The sequence below is a fragment of the Methylobacterium crusticola genome, assembly GCF_003574465.1.
Classification (GTDB): Bacteria; Pseudomonadota; Alphaproteobacteria; order Rhizobiales; family Beijerinckiaceae; genus Methylobacterium; species Methylobacterium crusticola.
Genome location: NZ_QOWC01000025.1, coordinates 1 through 14,190, shown reverse-complemented (window position 1 = coordinate 14,190; position 14,190 = coordinate 1). Strand labels below are relative to the sequence as shown.

At 72.7% G+C, this 14,190-nt stretch carries 12 protein-coding genes; all 12 read left to right on the top strand.

Annotated features, from left to right (window positions below; translation table 11 throughout):
• Nucleotides 1-5: 5 nt before the first annotated feature.
• The 12 genes from DT057_RS14030 to DT057_RS13975 all read left to right on the top strand — a co-directional run bounded on the left by DT057_RS14030 (nt 6) and on the right by DT057_RS13975 (nt 14,061).
• Complete coding sequence (locus DT057_RS14030; RefSeq protein WP_128562723.1) at nt 6-1,958, top strand: hydantoinase B/oxoprolinase family protein; 1,953 nt, start codon at nt 6-8, stop codon at nt 1,956-1,958.
• Nucleotides 1,959-2,188: 230 nt separating this feature from the next.
• Nucleotides 2,189-2,908 (top strand): GntR family transcriptional regulator, encoded by a 720-nt coding sequence (locus DT057_RS14025; protein WP_162501407.1) that lies wholly within the window; start codon nt 2,189-2,191, stop codon nt 2,906-2,908.
• Nucleotides 2,905-3,102: a hypothetical protein gene (locus tag DT057_RS14020; protein ID WP_128562721.1), complete on the top strand. Its 198-nt coding sequence runs from the start codon at nt 2,905-2,907 to the stop codon at nt 3,100-3,102. Before DT057_RS14025 ends, DT057_RS14020 begins: the two co-directional genes overlap by 4 nt.
• Nucleotides 3,103-3,202: 100 nt before the next feature.
• A complete protein-coding gene (locus DT057_RS14015) occupies nt 3,203-4,399 on the top strand; it encodes an ABC transporter substrate-binding protein (protein WP_162501406.1) in 1,197 nt (398 codons plus the stop codon).
• Nucleotides 4,400-4,453: 54 nt separating this feature from the next.
• On the top strand, nt 4,454-5,230 hold the full coding sequence (locus tag DT057_RS14010) for an ABC transporter ATP-binding protein (RefSeq protein ID WP_128562719.1): 777 nt from the start codon (nt 4,454-4,456) through the stop codon (nt 5,228-5,230).
• A gap of 2 nt (nt 5,231-5,232) precedes the next feature.
• Nucleotides 5,233-5,985, top strand: coding sequence for an ABC transporter ATP-binding protein (locus tag DT057_RS14005; protein ID WP_128562718.1), 753 nt, complete (start codon nt 5,233-5,235; stop codon nt 5,983-5,985).
• Nucleotides 5,982-6,896 (top strand): branched-chain amino acid ABC transporter permease, encoded by a 915-nt coding sequence (locus DT057_RS14000; protein ID WP_128562717.1) that lies wholly within the window; start codon nt 5,982-5,984, stop codon nt 6,894-6,896. Before DT057_RS14005 ends, DT057_RS14000 begins: the two co-directional genes overlap by 4 nt.
• Nucleotides 6,897-6,904: 8 nt before the next feature.
• On the top strand, nt 6,905-7,966 hold the full coding sequence (locus DT057_RS13995; RefSeq protein WP_128562716.1) for a branched-chain amino acid ABC transporter permease: 1,062 nt from the start codon (nt 6,905-6,907) through the stop codon (nt 7,964-7,966).
• 10 nt (nt 7,967-7,976) lie between these two features.
• Nucleotides 7,977-8,891 carry an aminotransferase class IV gene (locus tag DT057_RS13990; protein WP_128562715.1) on the top strand — a complete coding sequence of 305 codons (915 nt, stop codon included), beginning with the start codon at nt 7,977-7,979 and terminating at the stop codon, nt 8,889-8,891.
• Between the two features lie 20 nt (nt 8,892-8,911).
• On the top strand, nt 8,912-10,930 hold the full coding sequence (locus DT057_RS13985; protein ID WP_128562714.1) for a hydantoinase/oxoprolinase family protein: 2,019 nt from the start codon (nt 8,912-8,914) through the stop codon (nt 10,928-10,930).
• A 12-nt stretch (nt 10,931-10,942) separates the two neighbouring features.
• Complete coding sequence (locus DT057_RS13980; RefSeq protein WP_128562713.1) at nt 10,943-12,631, top strand: hydantoinase B/oxoprolinase family protein; 1,689 nt, start codon at nt 10,943-10,945, stop codon at nt 12,629-12,631.
• Between the two features lie 44 nt (nt 12,632-12,675).
• The gene (locus DT057_RS13975) at nt 12,676-14,061 is read left to right on the top strand and encodes an aspartate aminotransferase family protein (protein ID WP_128562712.1); all 1,386 of its coding nucleotides are present in this window, start codon (nt 12,676-12,678) and stop codon (nt 14,059-14,061) included.
• Nucleotides 14,062-14,190: the final 129 nt, after the last annotated feature.

The following is a 14,190-nucleotide window of genomic DNA, read 5'->3' as shown; positions in this document are numbered from 1 at the left end:
GACCGATGGCCGAGACCCTCGACCCCGTCACCTTCGAGGTCCTGAAGAACGCCTTCATCACCAGCGTCGACCAGATGGGCGAGCAGATCCTGCGGACCTGCTACTCCTTCGTGATCTACAACCGCGACTTCTCGAGCGCGCTGCACGACGCGCAGGGCCACTCGGCGGCGCAGGGCAACCAGGACATCGCGGTCCACGTCGGCACCCTGCACTTCACCTGCCAGGCCGTGATGCGGGCGTTCGAGGGCGACATGCACCCGGGCGACGTCTACGCGGTCAACGACCCCTACGCCGGCGGCACGCATTTCTGCGACGTGCGCCTGATCCGGCCGATCTTCGCCGACGGCAGGGTCATCGCCTTCAGCCAGTCGAACGGGCACTGGTCGGACGTCGGCGGCAGCGTGCCGGGCTCCTTCGACGTCGCGGCCCGGGACATGTTCCGCGAGGGCCTGCGCATCACGCCGGTGCGCCTGTTCGCCCGGGGCCGATTCTGCGCCGACGTCGCCCGCCTCATCGCCGCCAACACCCGCGACCCGGCCTCGATCATCGGCGACATCCAGGCCCAGGCCGAGGCGACGGCGGTGTGCGAGCGCGAGATCCTGCGCCTCGTGGCGAAGTACGGCCGCGACACGGTCGAGACCGGGCTCGCCGCCGTGCAGGACTACGTCGAGCGCGCCGTGCGCCAGCGCGTCGCGGCCCTCCCGGACGGCGAGTGGGAGACCGTGGACTTCATCGACCGCGACCCCGCCGGGAGCGAGGGCCTGATCCCGATCCGGGTCAGGATGACCATCCGGGGCGACAGGGTCACGTACGACTTCACCGGCAGCCACCCGACCATCGGGTCGATCTACAACTCCGCCTTCGGGGCCACCTTCTCGGCCGTGGCGGCCGGGATGAAGACCTTCTTCCCCGACCTGCCGCTCAACAGCGGCTTCTACCGCGCCTTCGAGATCGTGGCGCCGGAGGGCTCGATCGTCGACGCGCGCTGGCCGGTGGCGGTCACCGGCTTCCTGATGCCGTTCGAGAAGATCATGAACGCCATCTACGAGATCTGGTCGGGCATCATGCCCGAGCGGGCCATCGCGTGCGCGTTCAACCTCGAGTACCTGCTCACCGGGGGACGCGACGGGCGCCGGCCGGACAAGCCGATCTACATGTTCTACGACTGGCTGCCCGGGGGCTGGGGCGGCCGCAACGGCCGCGACGGCAGCAACGTCACCACCGCCTGCTTCGGCACCGGGCTGATGTCCCAGCCCGTCGAGGGCCAGGAGCGGGCGAACCCGATCCTGACCACGCAGTACGAGATCCTGACCGATTCCGCCGGGCCCGGCCGCTGGCGCGGCGGCGCGGGGGTGCGCAAGACCTCGGTGATGCTCGAGGCGGAGGGCAGCGTCATCTCGTACATCTGCGACCGCGAGCGGGCGATCGTCTGGGGGATCGAGGGCGGCCTGCCGTCCATGCCCCACGGCCTCTCCCTGACCCGGGCGGGGGGGCGCGAGGAGTGGCTGGGCTCCGTCTTCTCCGACGTGCCGATCGGCCCGGGCGACACCTTCAGCCGCCCCACCGCCGGCGGCGGCGGCTTCGGCGATCCCCTCGAGCGCGACCCCGCGCGCGTGGTCGAGGACGTGGCCGACGACTACGTCTCGGTCGCGCGCGCCGCCAAGGATTACGGCGTGGTGCTCCGGGTGGTCGACGCCGACCTCTGCCGCTACGAGGTCGACGCCGCGGCGACCGAGGCCCTGCGCGCCGAGATCCGGGGCCGGCGCCGGGCCTGGCTGGCGCAGGACCCCGAGACGGTCGCGGCGGAGTACCGGGCCGGGCGCATCGACGCCCTCGACGCGGTGCGCCGCTACGCCGTGCTGCTCGACTGGGACAAGGGCACGCTCCTGCCCCGCTCCACCGCGCAGTTCCGCGAGATGTTCGCCAGGCGCTCCGCCGCCAAGTGGCGGGACGCCTGAGCGTCCCGGGGCCGGTCCGGAGCGGGCGCGGGCAACTGCCCAAGGGTTGTGCGGGCGCCTGCTCAATATTCCCTCACCGGACGCGTTGACACCTCTAGGACAGTTTTTAAACTGTCCACTGTCTGCAGTTCATGTATTCGAAGGCAGGCACGAGGTTTTCGATCCGTCTGAGCGTCGCAACGCCCGCACGAGGAAGACCGTTCATGCAGGTAGCGCCGGAGAGATGTGCCGTGCAGAGGCTGATCGACACGTTGAGCCTGTCCGATCAGGTCCGCCATTATCTTCTGGAGGCGCTCACGTCCGGGCGCCTGCGGCCCGGCGACCGCATCAACGAGGCGGAGCTGGCGCGCACCCTCGGCATCAGCCGCAACCCGGTCCGGGAGGCGGTCTCGGGGCTCGCGCAGCGCGGCTTCCTGGTCTCGGCGCCGCGCCGGGGGCACTTCCTGCGCCGCTTCACCCCGCAGGACGTGGACGACGTGTTCTCGTTCCGCATCTGCGTGGAATCCTTCGCGGTCCGCCAGGCCCTGCCGCGGATGCGGCCGGGGGACCACGACGACCTCGCGCGCCTCGTCGAGCGCATGGTGGCGGCGGCCCGCGGCGGGCGCCTCGCCGACCTGCACCAGGCCGACATGGCCCTGCACCGGCGGATCTGCGAATTGTCGGGCAACCGCCAGACCCTGCGCGCCCACGAGGGCATCGACACCGAGGTGCAGATGCTCATCGCCTACGTTGACCTCGAGCGCGAGCCGCCGATGCACTCCGCCCTCGCCCACCTGCCGGTGGTCGAGGCCCTGGCCTCGGGCGACGTCGAGCGCGCGGTCGCGGCGATGCGCCACCACCTCGAGACGACCTGGGCCTTCGTCCACCGGATGTACGGGCGGGCGGGCCGCGGCGAGCCCCCGGGGGAGGCCGACGAGCGGGCGGGCGCGGTCCGGAGGGCGCGGGCATGAAGTTCGCCCCCAACCGGCTCTACGTCGAGAGCTACGCCAAGTGCCCGAACTGCGGCATCCTCCTCTACGAGAAGCCCGCGAACGAGGCGCCCGACACGGTGACCGCGCAGGGCCGGACCTACTGCTCGGACTGGTGCGTGACCTGGGAGGCGGAGCGCGAGGCGCGCCGTCGGGCCGAGGACGCCCGGGCCTGAGCGCGGCCGGACCGCCGGGGCGTCCGGCGATCCGGCCGGGCGCTGCCAATCGAGCCCACGACGGCGGCCGGCGCATCCGGCCATGCGGCAGGAGGACAGCGTGACAGCGAAACGAGTGATCGGCGCGGTACTGGCCGGCGCCCTCGCCCTCGGGCTGCGGCCCGTCGCGGCCGCCGACGGCATCACCATCGGGCTGGCGGTCGCCTTCTCGGGCTGGATGGAGGCCTATGACGGCGAGGCCGCCAAGATGGCCCAGCTCTGGATCGAGCAGACGAACGGGAAGGGCGGCCTCCTCGGCAAGCCGATCCGGGTCGTCACCGCCGACACCAAGACCGACCGCGTCGAGGGCGCCAAGGTCGGCAAGCAGCTCATCGACCAGGGCGCGAACCTGCTCCTCGTCTCCGCCGACTACGATTACGGCGCGCCCGCGGCCCTCCAGGCCCAGAAGGCCGGGGTGGTCTCGGTCTTCATGGGCGCCTCCGACCCGAAGGCGGGCGTCCTCGGCGTCGGGCCCTACGCGTTCACGGCCAACAACGCCGGCCAGCTCGAGGGCGCCGTGATGGCGGGCTGGGGCTACGCCCGCAAGGGCGTGCGCAAGGGCTACATGCTGGTCGACGAGACCATCGAGTACAACAAGTCCGTCTGCGCCGGCTACGAGTGGAACTTCCCCACCGTCGGCGGCAAGATCGTCGGGCAGGACACCTTCAAGGGCCTCGACCCCACCATCAGCTCGCAGATCACGCGCCTCAACGACGCGGTCCGCACCGCGGGCGTCGATCACGTGATGCTGTGCTCGACGAACCCGGGCGCGGCGAGCGCCGTGCGCCAGCTCCGGGCCGCCGGCATCGCCCTGCCGGTGTTCAGCGCCACCGCCATGGACGGCACCTACTGGCTCAACTCGACGCCGGGCCTGAAGGATTTCTACCTGCCGGTGCAGGCCCTCACGGTCAGCGACCCGCGCCCGCCCGTGAACGACCTGACCGCCGCCTACGCCAGGAAGTACGGCAAGCCGCCGACGACCCAGTACGCCTACCCGATCTACGCCTACCTCGACCTCTGGGCGAAGGCCGTGACCAGCGCGGGCACGACCGACGCCGCCAAGGTCGTGGCCGAGCTCAACAAGTCCGACAACGCCCCGACCATCCTGGGGCCCCGCACCTTCACGCCGAAGCTCCACATCCAGACCCGGATGCCGATGATCGTGGTGTCGTACGCCGACGACAAGGAGAGCCCGGTCGAGGAGTGGACCATCACGGAGACGATCCCCGACGCGGTGCTCTACCGCCTCAAGAAGTAGCGCGCCCCGCGCCGGCCATGCGCCGGCGCACCCCCCGCCAGGACACCCATCCCGATGCAGCACGCCTACACCGAGCCGGCGGCCCGCGGCGTCGACCGGGGCCTGACCAACGCCGCCGCCCTCGCGGTGGACGGGCTCTCGGTGCGCTTCCAGGGCCTCGCGGCGATCTCCGGCGTGAGCCTCGCGCTCCAGCGCCACGAGGTCTTCGGCCTCATCGGCCCCAACGGTGCCGGCAAGACGACCCTCGTCAACTGCCTCACGGGCTTCCAGCGCCCGACGCAGGGGCGGGTGCTCCTCGGCGCGGCGGACACCGCGGGCTGGAGCGCGGCGCAGTTCCGCCAGCGCGGCGTCGCCCGCACCTTCCAGGCCGGGCGGCTGTTCCGCGACATGAGCGTGATCGAGAACGTCGAGGTCACGGGGGCGGGGCTCGGCCTCAGCCTGCGCGCCGCCAAGGAGCACGCCCGGGCGCTGCTGCACTGGATCGGCCTCTCCGACAAGGAGCGCCTGCCCGCCGGGGCCCTCGCCTACACCGACCAGCGCCGGCTCGGCATGGCCCGGGCCCTCGTGCTCTCGCCGGCCTTCGTGCTCCTCGACGAGCCGGCCGCCGGGATGTCGGACGCCGAGTGCGAGGACCTGATGGAGCTCGTCGCCTCGATCCCCCGCACCTTCACCTGCGGGGTGCTGCTGATCGAGCACAACATGCGGGTCGTCATGGGCATCAGCCGGCGCATCCACGTCCTCGACGGCGGGCGCACCCTGGCGGAGGGCACCCCGGAGGAGATCCAGCGCCACGAGGCCGTGATGGCCGCCTATCTCGGCCTGGAGGCGTAGGGATGGCGGCGCTGCTCTCCGTCGAGGACATCCAGGTCCGCTACGGCGACCTCGTGGCCCTGCGCGGCGTCTCGCTGTCGGTCGCCGAGGGCGAGGTCGTCTGCATCATCGGGCCGAACGGGGCCGGCAAGTCGACGGCCCTCGCGGCGGTGGCGGGCGGCGTCGTCCCGCATGCCGGCGACGTTCGCCTGGCGGGCCGCAGCATCCTGGGCGAGCGCCCGGAGCGGATCGCCCGCCTGGGCGTCTCCCTGGTGCCGGAGGGCCGGCACGTCTTCGGCACGCTCACGGTCGCGGAGAACCTCGCCATCGGCGGCCACCTGCGGGGCGACCGCGCCGCCGCCAGGGCCGACCGCGAGCGCATCCTCTCCCTGCTGCCGCGCCTCGGCGAGCGCCTGCACGGCCCGGCCGGGCGGCTCTCGGGGGGCGAGCAGCAGATGCTGGCGGTGGCCCGCGCCGTGATGACGCGGCCCCGCCTCCTCCTGGTGGACGAGCCCTCGCTCGGCCTCGCGCCCAAGATCATCGACCAGATCTACGAGATCCTGCTCGACCTGCGCCGGGAGGCCGCGCTGACGCTCCTCATCAACGAGCAGAGCTCGAACCGCATCCTCCGGCACGCCGACCGCATCTACGTGATGCGCGGCGGCCGGATCCAGCTCGAGGGCCGGGCCGCCGACCTGCGGGACGGCGAGGCGATCCGGCAGGCCTATTTCGGCTTCGGCGAGCGGGCGGCCCAACCGGCGGAGGCGCCCGCGTGATCCCGTTCCTGCAGAACCTCGTCGACGCCGTCAGCCTGGGGAGCCTCTACGCCCTCGTGGCGCTCGGCATCGGGCTCCTGTTCGGCATCCTGCGGCTGATCAACTTCGCGCACGGGGACTTCATCACGGTGGGCGCCTACGCGCTGATCGTGCCCTCGGCGGACGTGACCGCGCGCCTGCTCATCGGCGGCTGGCCCTGGCCGGTGCTGATCCCGGCGATCTGCCTCATCGTCATCGTGGCGGCGCTCCTCACCGACGCCCTGGTGTTCCGGCCCCTGCGGCGGGCCTCCTCGCCGACCCTGATGATCGCCTCCTTCGCGGTGAGCTACATCATCCAGAACGGCGTGCTCATGGCCTACGGCTCGCGGCCCAAGGCCGTCGACCTCTGGAGCGCGGCCAACAGCCAGATCCTGATCGGCGACCTGCGGGTGCCGATGCTCCAGCTCATCACGCTCGTCGTCACCCTGGTGCTGATGGCGGGGCTGACCCTCTTCCTCAAGAGGACGCCCTACGGCGTGCAGATGCGCGCGGCGGCCGAGGATTTCCGCATGGCCCAGTACCTCGGCGTGCGGGGCAACCTCGTGATCGGCCTCGCCTTCGCGATCAGCGGCGTCCTCGCCGGCGTGGTGTCGCTGCTCTACACGACCCAGTCCGGCTCGCTCAGCCACACGATGGGCGTGCCCCTGGCGCTGTTCGCCTTCGTGGCGGTGGTGGTCGGGGGCATGGGCAGCCTCGTCGGCGCCGTGGTGGGGGGCTTCGCCATCGGCCTCATCGTGACGATGCTCCAGGCCTACCTGCCGCCGGACCTGCGCGCCTTCCGGGACGCCTTCGCGTTCGCCTTCGTGATCCTGGTGCTGCTGGTGCGCCCGAGCGGGCTCGTGCCGGCCCGCAGCGCCGTCGAGCGCGTCTGAGGAGCCCCATGCGCCGCCTTGCCCGCCACCAGACGCCCGTCCTCCTGATCCTGGTCCTCGGGCTCGTCGCCTGCGCGGGCCTCGCCGGGGGCGACGCCGTGCAGGTGACCCTGACCGAGATGTTCATCCGGGTGGTCGTCGTCGTCGGGCTCTCCGTCTTCATCGGCAATTCCGGCATCATCTCGTTCGGCCAGGTCGGCTTCATGTGCATCGGCGCCTACGCGGCGGCCTGGTCCACGGCCGAGCCGGCCTTCAAGCAGATCATGCTCTCCGGGCTCCCGGCGGTGCTCCAGGAGAACCAGCTCCCGTTCTGGGCCGCGATCCTGGGGGCGCTCGCCCTGCCGGCCCTGGTGGCGTTCCTGCTCGGCCTCGCGATCATGCGCCTGTCGGGCACGGCGGCCTCCATCGCCACCTTCGCGTTCCTGATCATCGTCAACAGCGTCTACGCCAACTGGGACTCGGTCACCGCCGGCGTCAGCTCCATCGTGGGGATCCCGACCGTGGTCGGCCCCTGGACGGCCTGCGCCTTCGCGGGCCTCGCGGTGCTGGCCGCCTACCTGTTCCAGGTCTCGCGCTTCGGCCTGATGCTGCGGGCCTCGCGGGACGACGAGGTCGCGGCGAGCGCCTCGGCGGTGCGGATCGTGCGGGTGCGGCTCGTCGCCTTCGTGCTCAGCGCGGCGCTCACCGGGATGGGCGGCGGGCTCTACGCCCAGTTCCTCGGCATCCTGACGGTCGACCCGTTCTACCTCAGCCTGTCCTTCATCACGATCGCCATGCTGGTGGTCGGCGGCCAGGCGAGCCTCACGGGCGCCGTCACGGGCGTCCTCGCCGTCACGGCGGTGGTGGAGGCCCTGCGCCTCCTCGAGCGCGGCCTGTCCGTCGGGGGCCGCACCCTCGCCCTGCCGTCCGGGAGCCAGGAGATCGGGCTCGGCCTCGTGATGGCGCTGATCCTGATCTTCCGCCCGAACGGCCTCAGCCGCGGGCGCGAGCTCGCCCTCCTCCCGGACGGGCCGGCCGCCCCCGCCGCCCCGCCGGTCGACCTCGCCGCGCGGCCCGAGACGGCCTCCTAGAGGACAATCCATGACCGACGCGTCCCCCTGGGCGGCCGGCGCCGCCTACATCGACGGCCGCTTCATGCCGGTCGGCGAGGCGGCGATCCCCATCACCGACTGGGGCTACCGCCGCTCCGACGTGACCTACGACGTGGTGGGCGTGCGCGACGGCGCCTTCTTCCGCCTCGACGACCACGTCCGGCGCTTCCGCGCCTCGATGGACTCCTTCCGCCTCCGCCCGCCCGAGAGCGACGCGGCCATCAAGGCGGTGCTGCACCGCTGCGTGGCGCTCGCGGGGCTGCGCGACGCCTACGTGGCCATGGACTGCCTGCGCGGGCGCCCGCCCGCGGGCGCGCCCTACCACCCGGCCCATGCCCGCAACTACCTGGCGGCCTTCGCGCTGCCCTGGATCTCCCTGGTGCGCCCCGAGGTGATGGAGCGCGGCGCCCACCTCGTCGTGGCCGAGACCCTGCGCATCCCGGCCCGCTCGGTCGACCCGCGGGCGAAGAACTTCCACTGGGCCGACCTCACCCGCGGCCAGTTCGAGGCCCACGACCGGGGCGCCGACTTCTGCGTGCTCCTCGACGAGGACGGCCACGTCACGGAGGGCCCGGGCTTCAACGTCTTCCTGGTCGCCGGCGGCCGCCTCGCGACGCCGGACGCCGGCGTGCTCGAGGGCATCACCCGCGACTCGGTGATCGCGCTCTGCGGCGAGCTCGGCCTGCCGGTGGCGGTCAGGCCCGTCGCGGCGGCCGAGCTGCGGGACGCCGACGAGATCATCCTCGTCACGACCGCGGGCGGCGTGATGCCGGCCGCGCGCATCGACGGCCGCATCCTGGGCAACGACCGTCCCGGGCCGGTCTACCGGCGCCTCCACGACGCCTTCTGGGCCAAGCGCGCCGCCGGCTGGCACGCGACCCCGGTGGACTACGCGGGGGCGTGACGCAGCCAGAGGAGCACGCGATGGCCTACAGGCTCGGCATCGACATCGGCGGGACCTTCACGGACTTCGTGGCCTACGACGAGGCCAACCGGACCCTGAGCGCCTGGAAGAACCTCTCGACGCCCCACGACCCGATCCGGGGCATCATCACGGGCCTGCGCACCTTCGGGGACATCGCCGGCATCCGGGGCATCCGCCTCGGCACCACGGTGGCCACGAACGCGCTCCTCGAGGGCAAGGGCGCCCGGGTCGCCTACGTGACCACCCGGGGCTTCCGCGACGTGCCCTTCATCGGCCGCGGCAACCGGCGCCACCACTACGACCTCGCCTGGGTCAAGCCGAAGCCCTTCGTGCGGCGCCGGGACGCCCACGAGGTCGACGAGCGCGTCGGCGCCTCCGGGGACGTGCTCGAGCCCCTCGACGAGGCGCAGGTCGAGGCCCTCGCCGACCGGCTGAGGCACGAGGGCGGGATCGAGGCCGTCGCCGTGGTGCTGCTGCACTCCTACCTCGCCCCCGCCCACGAGCAGCGCGTCAAGGCGATCCTGGCCGAGCGCCTGCCCGGCGTGCCGGTGTCGATCTCCTACGAGGTGCTGCCGAAGTGGAAGGAGCACTTCCGCTCCTCCACCACCCTCTGCGACGCCTTCATCAAGCCCGTGGTCGGGCGCCAGCTCGGCACGATGCGCCGCGCGCTCGACGCCGAGGGCGTCGCCGCCGGCCTCGTGGTGATGCGCTCGAACGGCGGCGAGATGAGCCTCGAGGCCGCCGTCGAGCAGCCGATCCAGATCGCCGTCTCGGGGCCGACCGGCGGCGTGATCGCGGCCAAGCGCGTCGCCGAGCGCCTCGGCCTGCCGAACCTCGTCACGCTCGACATGGGGGGCACCTCCACGGACGTCTCGACGGTGGTGGACGGCCAGGAGAAGTTCACCACCGACTTCGAGATCGCCTGGGGCCGCCCGATCCAGGTGCCGATGATCGACATCCGCACCATCGGGGCGGGGGGCGGCTCGATCGCCCGGATCGACGCCGGCGGGATGCTGGTGGTGGGGCCTGAGAGCGCGGGCGCCGACCCGGGCCCGGCCTGCTACGGGCGCGGCGGCACCCTGGCCACCGTCACCGACGCCAACGTGGTGCTGGGCCGCATCGCGGCCGGCAACTTCCTGGGCGGCGCCATGGCGCTCGACGCGCAGGCCGCCCGCCGGGCGGTGGCCCCGCTCGGGGCCGCCCTCGGCCTCGCCGTCGAGGAGGCGGCCCTCGCGGTCGTGCGGATCGCGAACAACACCATGGTGGGGGCGCTCCACACCGTGCTGACCGAGCGGGGCCTCGACCCGCGCGACTTCGTCCTCGTCGCCTTCGGGGGCGCCGGTCCGCCCCACGTCGCCGACCTGATGAGCGAGGCCTCGATCCCCCGGGGCCTGGTGCCGTGCTTCCCGGGCCAGTTCTCGGCCTTCGGCTTCACCATGGCGGATGCCCGGGTCGACCGCTACCGCACGGTGCAGCTCACCTCGCGCGCCTTCGACCGCGGGCGCGCCGCCGCCGCGATGGGCGCCCTCGTGGCCGAGTGCCGGGCGGAGCTGGCGCGCCAGGGCCACCGGGAGGTCGCGATCCGCCGCAGCGTCGAGATGCGCTACCTCGGCCAGAACTACGAGCTCGAGATCGCCACCGAGGCGGAGGCCTTCACGGACGCGGAGATCGCGGGCCTGCTCGCGACCTTCCACGCCCAGCACGAGGCCCGCTTCGGCTTCCGCCTCGACGACCCGATGGAGATCGTGAACTTCCTCGTCACCGGCATCGCCCGCACCGGGGCGCTCGACTTCCCGGTCGTCCCGGAGGCCGCGGGCCCGGCCGAGCCGCGCTCCCGCCGCCCGGTCTGGTTCGCCCGCGGCTTCGTCGAGACGCCGGTCTACGCCCGCGCCGACCTGCGCTGCGGCCACGCCATCGCCGGCCCGGCCCTCGTCGAGGAGGCCGCCTCCGTCACGGTGCTCGACCCGGGCAAGTCGCTGGCGGTCGACCAGTACGGCAACCTCCTGATCTCGGCCTGAGAGGAGCACCCGATGGACATGGTCTCGCTCAACATCGTCGGCGGCATCCTGGTCTCGATCTGCCGCGACATGGGGGTGACACTGATGCGCACCTCCTACTCGACGATCTTCTCGGAATCCCTCGACTTCACCTGCGGGCTGGCGCTGCCCACCGGCGAGCTCGTCGCCACGGGCGACTTCTGCCCCTCGATGATCGGCGGCATGCCGCTCCTCCTGCGCTCCTGCGTGCAGGAGATCGCCCTCGCCGAGCTCCAGGAGGGCGACGTCCTGGTGCACAACGACCCCTACCGGGGCGGCCTGCACACGCCCGAGCACACCTTCTTCAAGCCCGTCTTCGTGGACGGGGCGCTGATCGGCTTCGCGGTGGCGATCGGCCACGTCTGCGAGGTCGGCGGGATGGCGCCGGCGGGCTTCGCCGGCGAGGCCACGGAGGTGTTCCACGAGGGCCTGCGGGTCCCCCCGGTCAAGATCAAGCGGGCCGGCCGGGACGTCGACGACGTCTGGCGCCTGCTGCTCGCGAACGTGCGCACGCCGCGCTACAATTACGGGGATTTCCGGGCCCTCATCGCGGCCATCGACCTCGGCGAGCGCCGCATGGCCGACCTCGTGCGCAAGCACGGCGTCGCGGCCTTCCGCGAGAACGTCGCGGCGCTGATGGACTACGCCGAGCGCCGGATGCGGGCCGAGATCGAGAAGATCCCGGACGGCCGCTACGTCTTCGAGGATTGCATGGAGGACGACGGCATCGAGGACCGGGCCTACACCATCCGGGCCGAGGTGACGGTCGCGGGCTCCGACATCGTGGTCGACTACCACGGCTCCTCGCCCCAGGCGAAGGGACCCATCAACGGCACCCTCGGGGTCGCCCACGGCGCGGCCTACAACGCCATCCTGCAGCTCACCGACGCGACGATCCCGAAGAACCAGGGCTGCTTCCGGCCGATCCGGGTGCTCGCCCCGCCGGGCTCCGTGGTGAACGTGGACTTCCCCGGGCCGTCCGTCGGCGGCAACACCGAGACCCACTGCCGCATCGCCAACTGCGTCATGGGCGCGCTGGCGCCCGGCCTCAAGGCCCGCTCGGCCGCCACCGACGGGGCGAGCCACAGCAACTTCCTGTTCGGCGGCACCGACCCGCGCAGCGGCGAGTTCTTCTGCTGCTACGACCTGACGCCCGTGGGCTGGGGCGGCCGCAGCTTCGCGGACGGCAACGACGCGGTGGGGGGCATCAACGGCAACTGCCCGCACATCCCGGTCGAGGTCTTCGAGTACCGCTTCCCCTGGCACGTGGAGGAGTTCCGGCTCGTCGACGGCTCGGGGGGGCCGGGCACGTTCCGGGGCGGGCTCGCGCTCTCCAAGACCGTGCGCTGCACCGACACGCCGATGACCTTCAGCTACATGAGCGACCGCCAGAAGGTCAGCCCCTGGGGCGTCCACGGCGGCCACCCGGGAGCGCGGGCCGAGCTCCTGATGCAGCGGGCCGGCAGCGCGGACTGGCTCACCATCAGCCAGGCCTTCGGCAAGGTCTCGCCGAGCAAGTTCGCCAACGTCCCGATCGCGCCGGGCGACCGCATCCGCATCCGCTCGCCGGCCGGCGGCGGCTGGGGACCGCCGCAGGCCCGCGACCCGGACCGGGTCCGCGAGGACCTGCGCGACGGCTTCATCACCGAGGCCCAGGCCCGCACCGTCTACGCCGCCGGCTGACCAGCCCCGGCCGCGCGCCGCCCCCGAACCCGGATCGAGAGCCGATGACCGTCCTGCCGAACTCGCTGCACGCCCGCGACGTCGCCTACCACTTCCACCCCTACACCAACGCGCGCCGGCACGAGCGCGTCGGGCCGATGATCATCGAGCGGGGCGCGGGCATCCACGTCTACGACGACCAGGGCCGCGAATACATCGAGGCCATGGCGGGCCTGTGGAGCGTGGGCGTCGGCTTCGGCGAGGGCCGGCTGGTCGAGGCCGCCGCCCGGCAGATGAGCCGCCTGCCCTACTACCACACCTTCACCCACAAGGCGCACGAGCCCTCGATCCTGCTCGCCGAGCGGCTCGTGCGCCTGTCGCCCGAGGGGCTCGACCACGTCTTCTTCACCAACTCGGGCTCGGAGGCCAACGACACGGTGGTGAAGCTCGTCTGGTACTACAACAACGCCCTCGGGCGGAGTGCCAAGAAGACGTTCATCGCCCGCCAGGGCGGCTACCACGGCATCACCGTGGCGGCCGCGAGCCTCACGGGCCTGCCCACCAACCAGCGCGGCTTCGACCTGCCGCTGCCCTTCGTGCGCCACGTCACCTGCCCGCACGCCTACCGCCACGCCCGTGCCGGCGAGAGCGAGGAGGCCTTCGCCGACCGGCTCGCCGCCGAGCTCGAGGCGGTGATCCTGGAGGAGGGCCCCGAGACCGTCGCGGCCTTCATCGGCGAGCCGCTGATGGGCGCCGGCGGCGTGCTGCCGCCGCCCCGCACCTACTGGGAGAAGGTCCAGGCGGTGTGCCGCCGGCACGACGTGCTGGTGGTGGCCGACGAGGTCATCACCGGGTTCGGGCGCCTCGGCACCCTGTTCGCCTGCGAGCATTACGGCATCCGGCCGGACATGATGGTGGTCTCCAAGCAGATCACCTCGTCCTACCAGCCGCTCGCCGCCGTCCTGTTCAGCGACGCGATCTACCAGGGCCTCGCCGACCACAGCGAGGCGATCGGGAATTTCGGCCACGGCTTCACCGGCAGCGGCCACCCGGTCGCGACCGCGGTGGCGCTCGAGAACCTCGCCATCATCGAGGAGCGCGGCCTCGTCGCCAACGCGGCCCGCTCCGGCGCCCGCCTGCAGCAGGCCCTGGCGCCCTTCGCCGAGCACCCGCTCGTCGGCGAGGTCCGCGGCGTCGGCCTCATCGCGGCGGTCGAGATCGTGGCCGACAAGGCCAGCCGGGCGAAGTTCGACCCCCCGGGCAGGGTGGCGTTCCACCTGTTCGAGCGCGCCCAGGCGCACGGCCTCATCGTCCGGGCGATCCAGGACACGGTCGCGTTCTGCCCGCCGATGATCATCACGCAGGCCGAGGTGGACGAGCTCGTCGCCCGCTTCGCCCTGGCCCTCGAGGAGACCGCGGCCTGGGTCGGGGCCGGGATGCCGGCGGCCTAAAGGCCGCAGGGCGCGCCGGCCTCGCCGCGCGTCCGCGCCCGGCCACGCTCTGGACGCCGCGGCGCGCGCGCCGCGGCCTTTAGAGCTTGGCCGCGAGCGCGGGCGGTCGTATCCCGGACCGGACGCGGG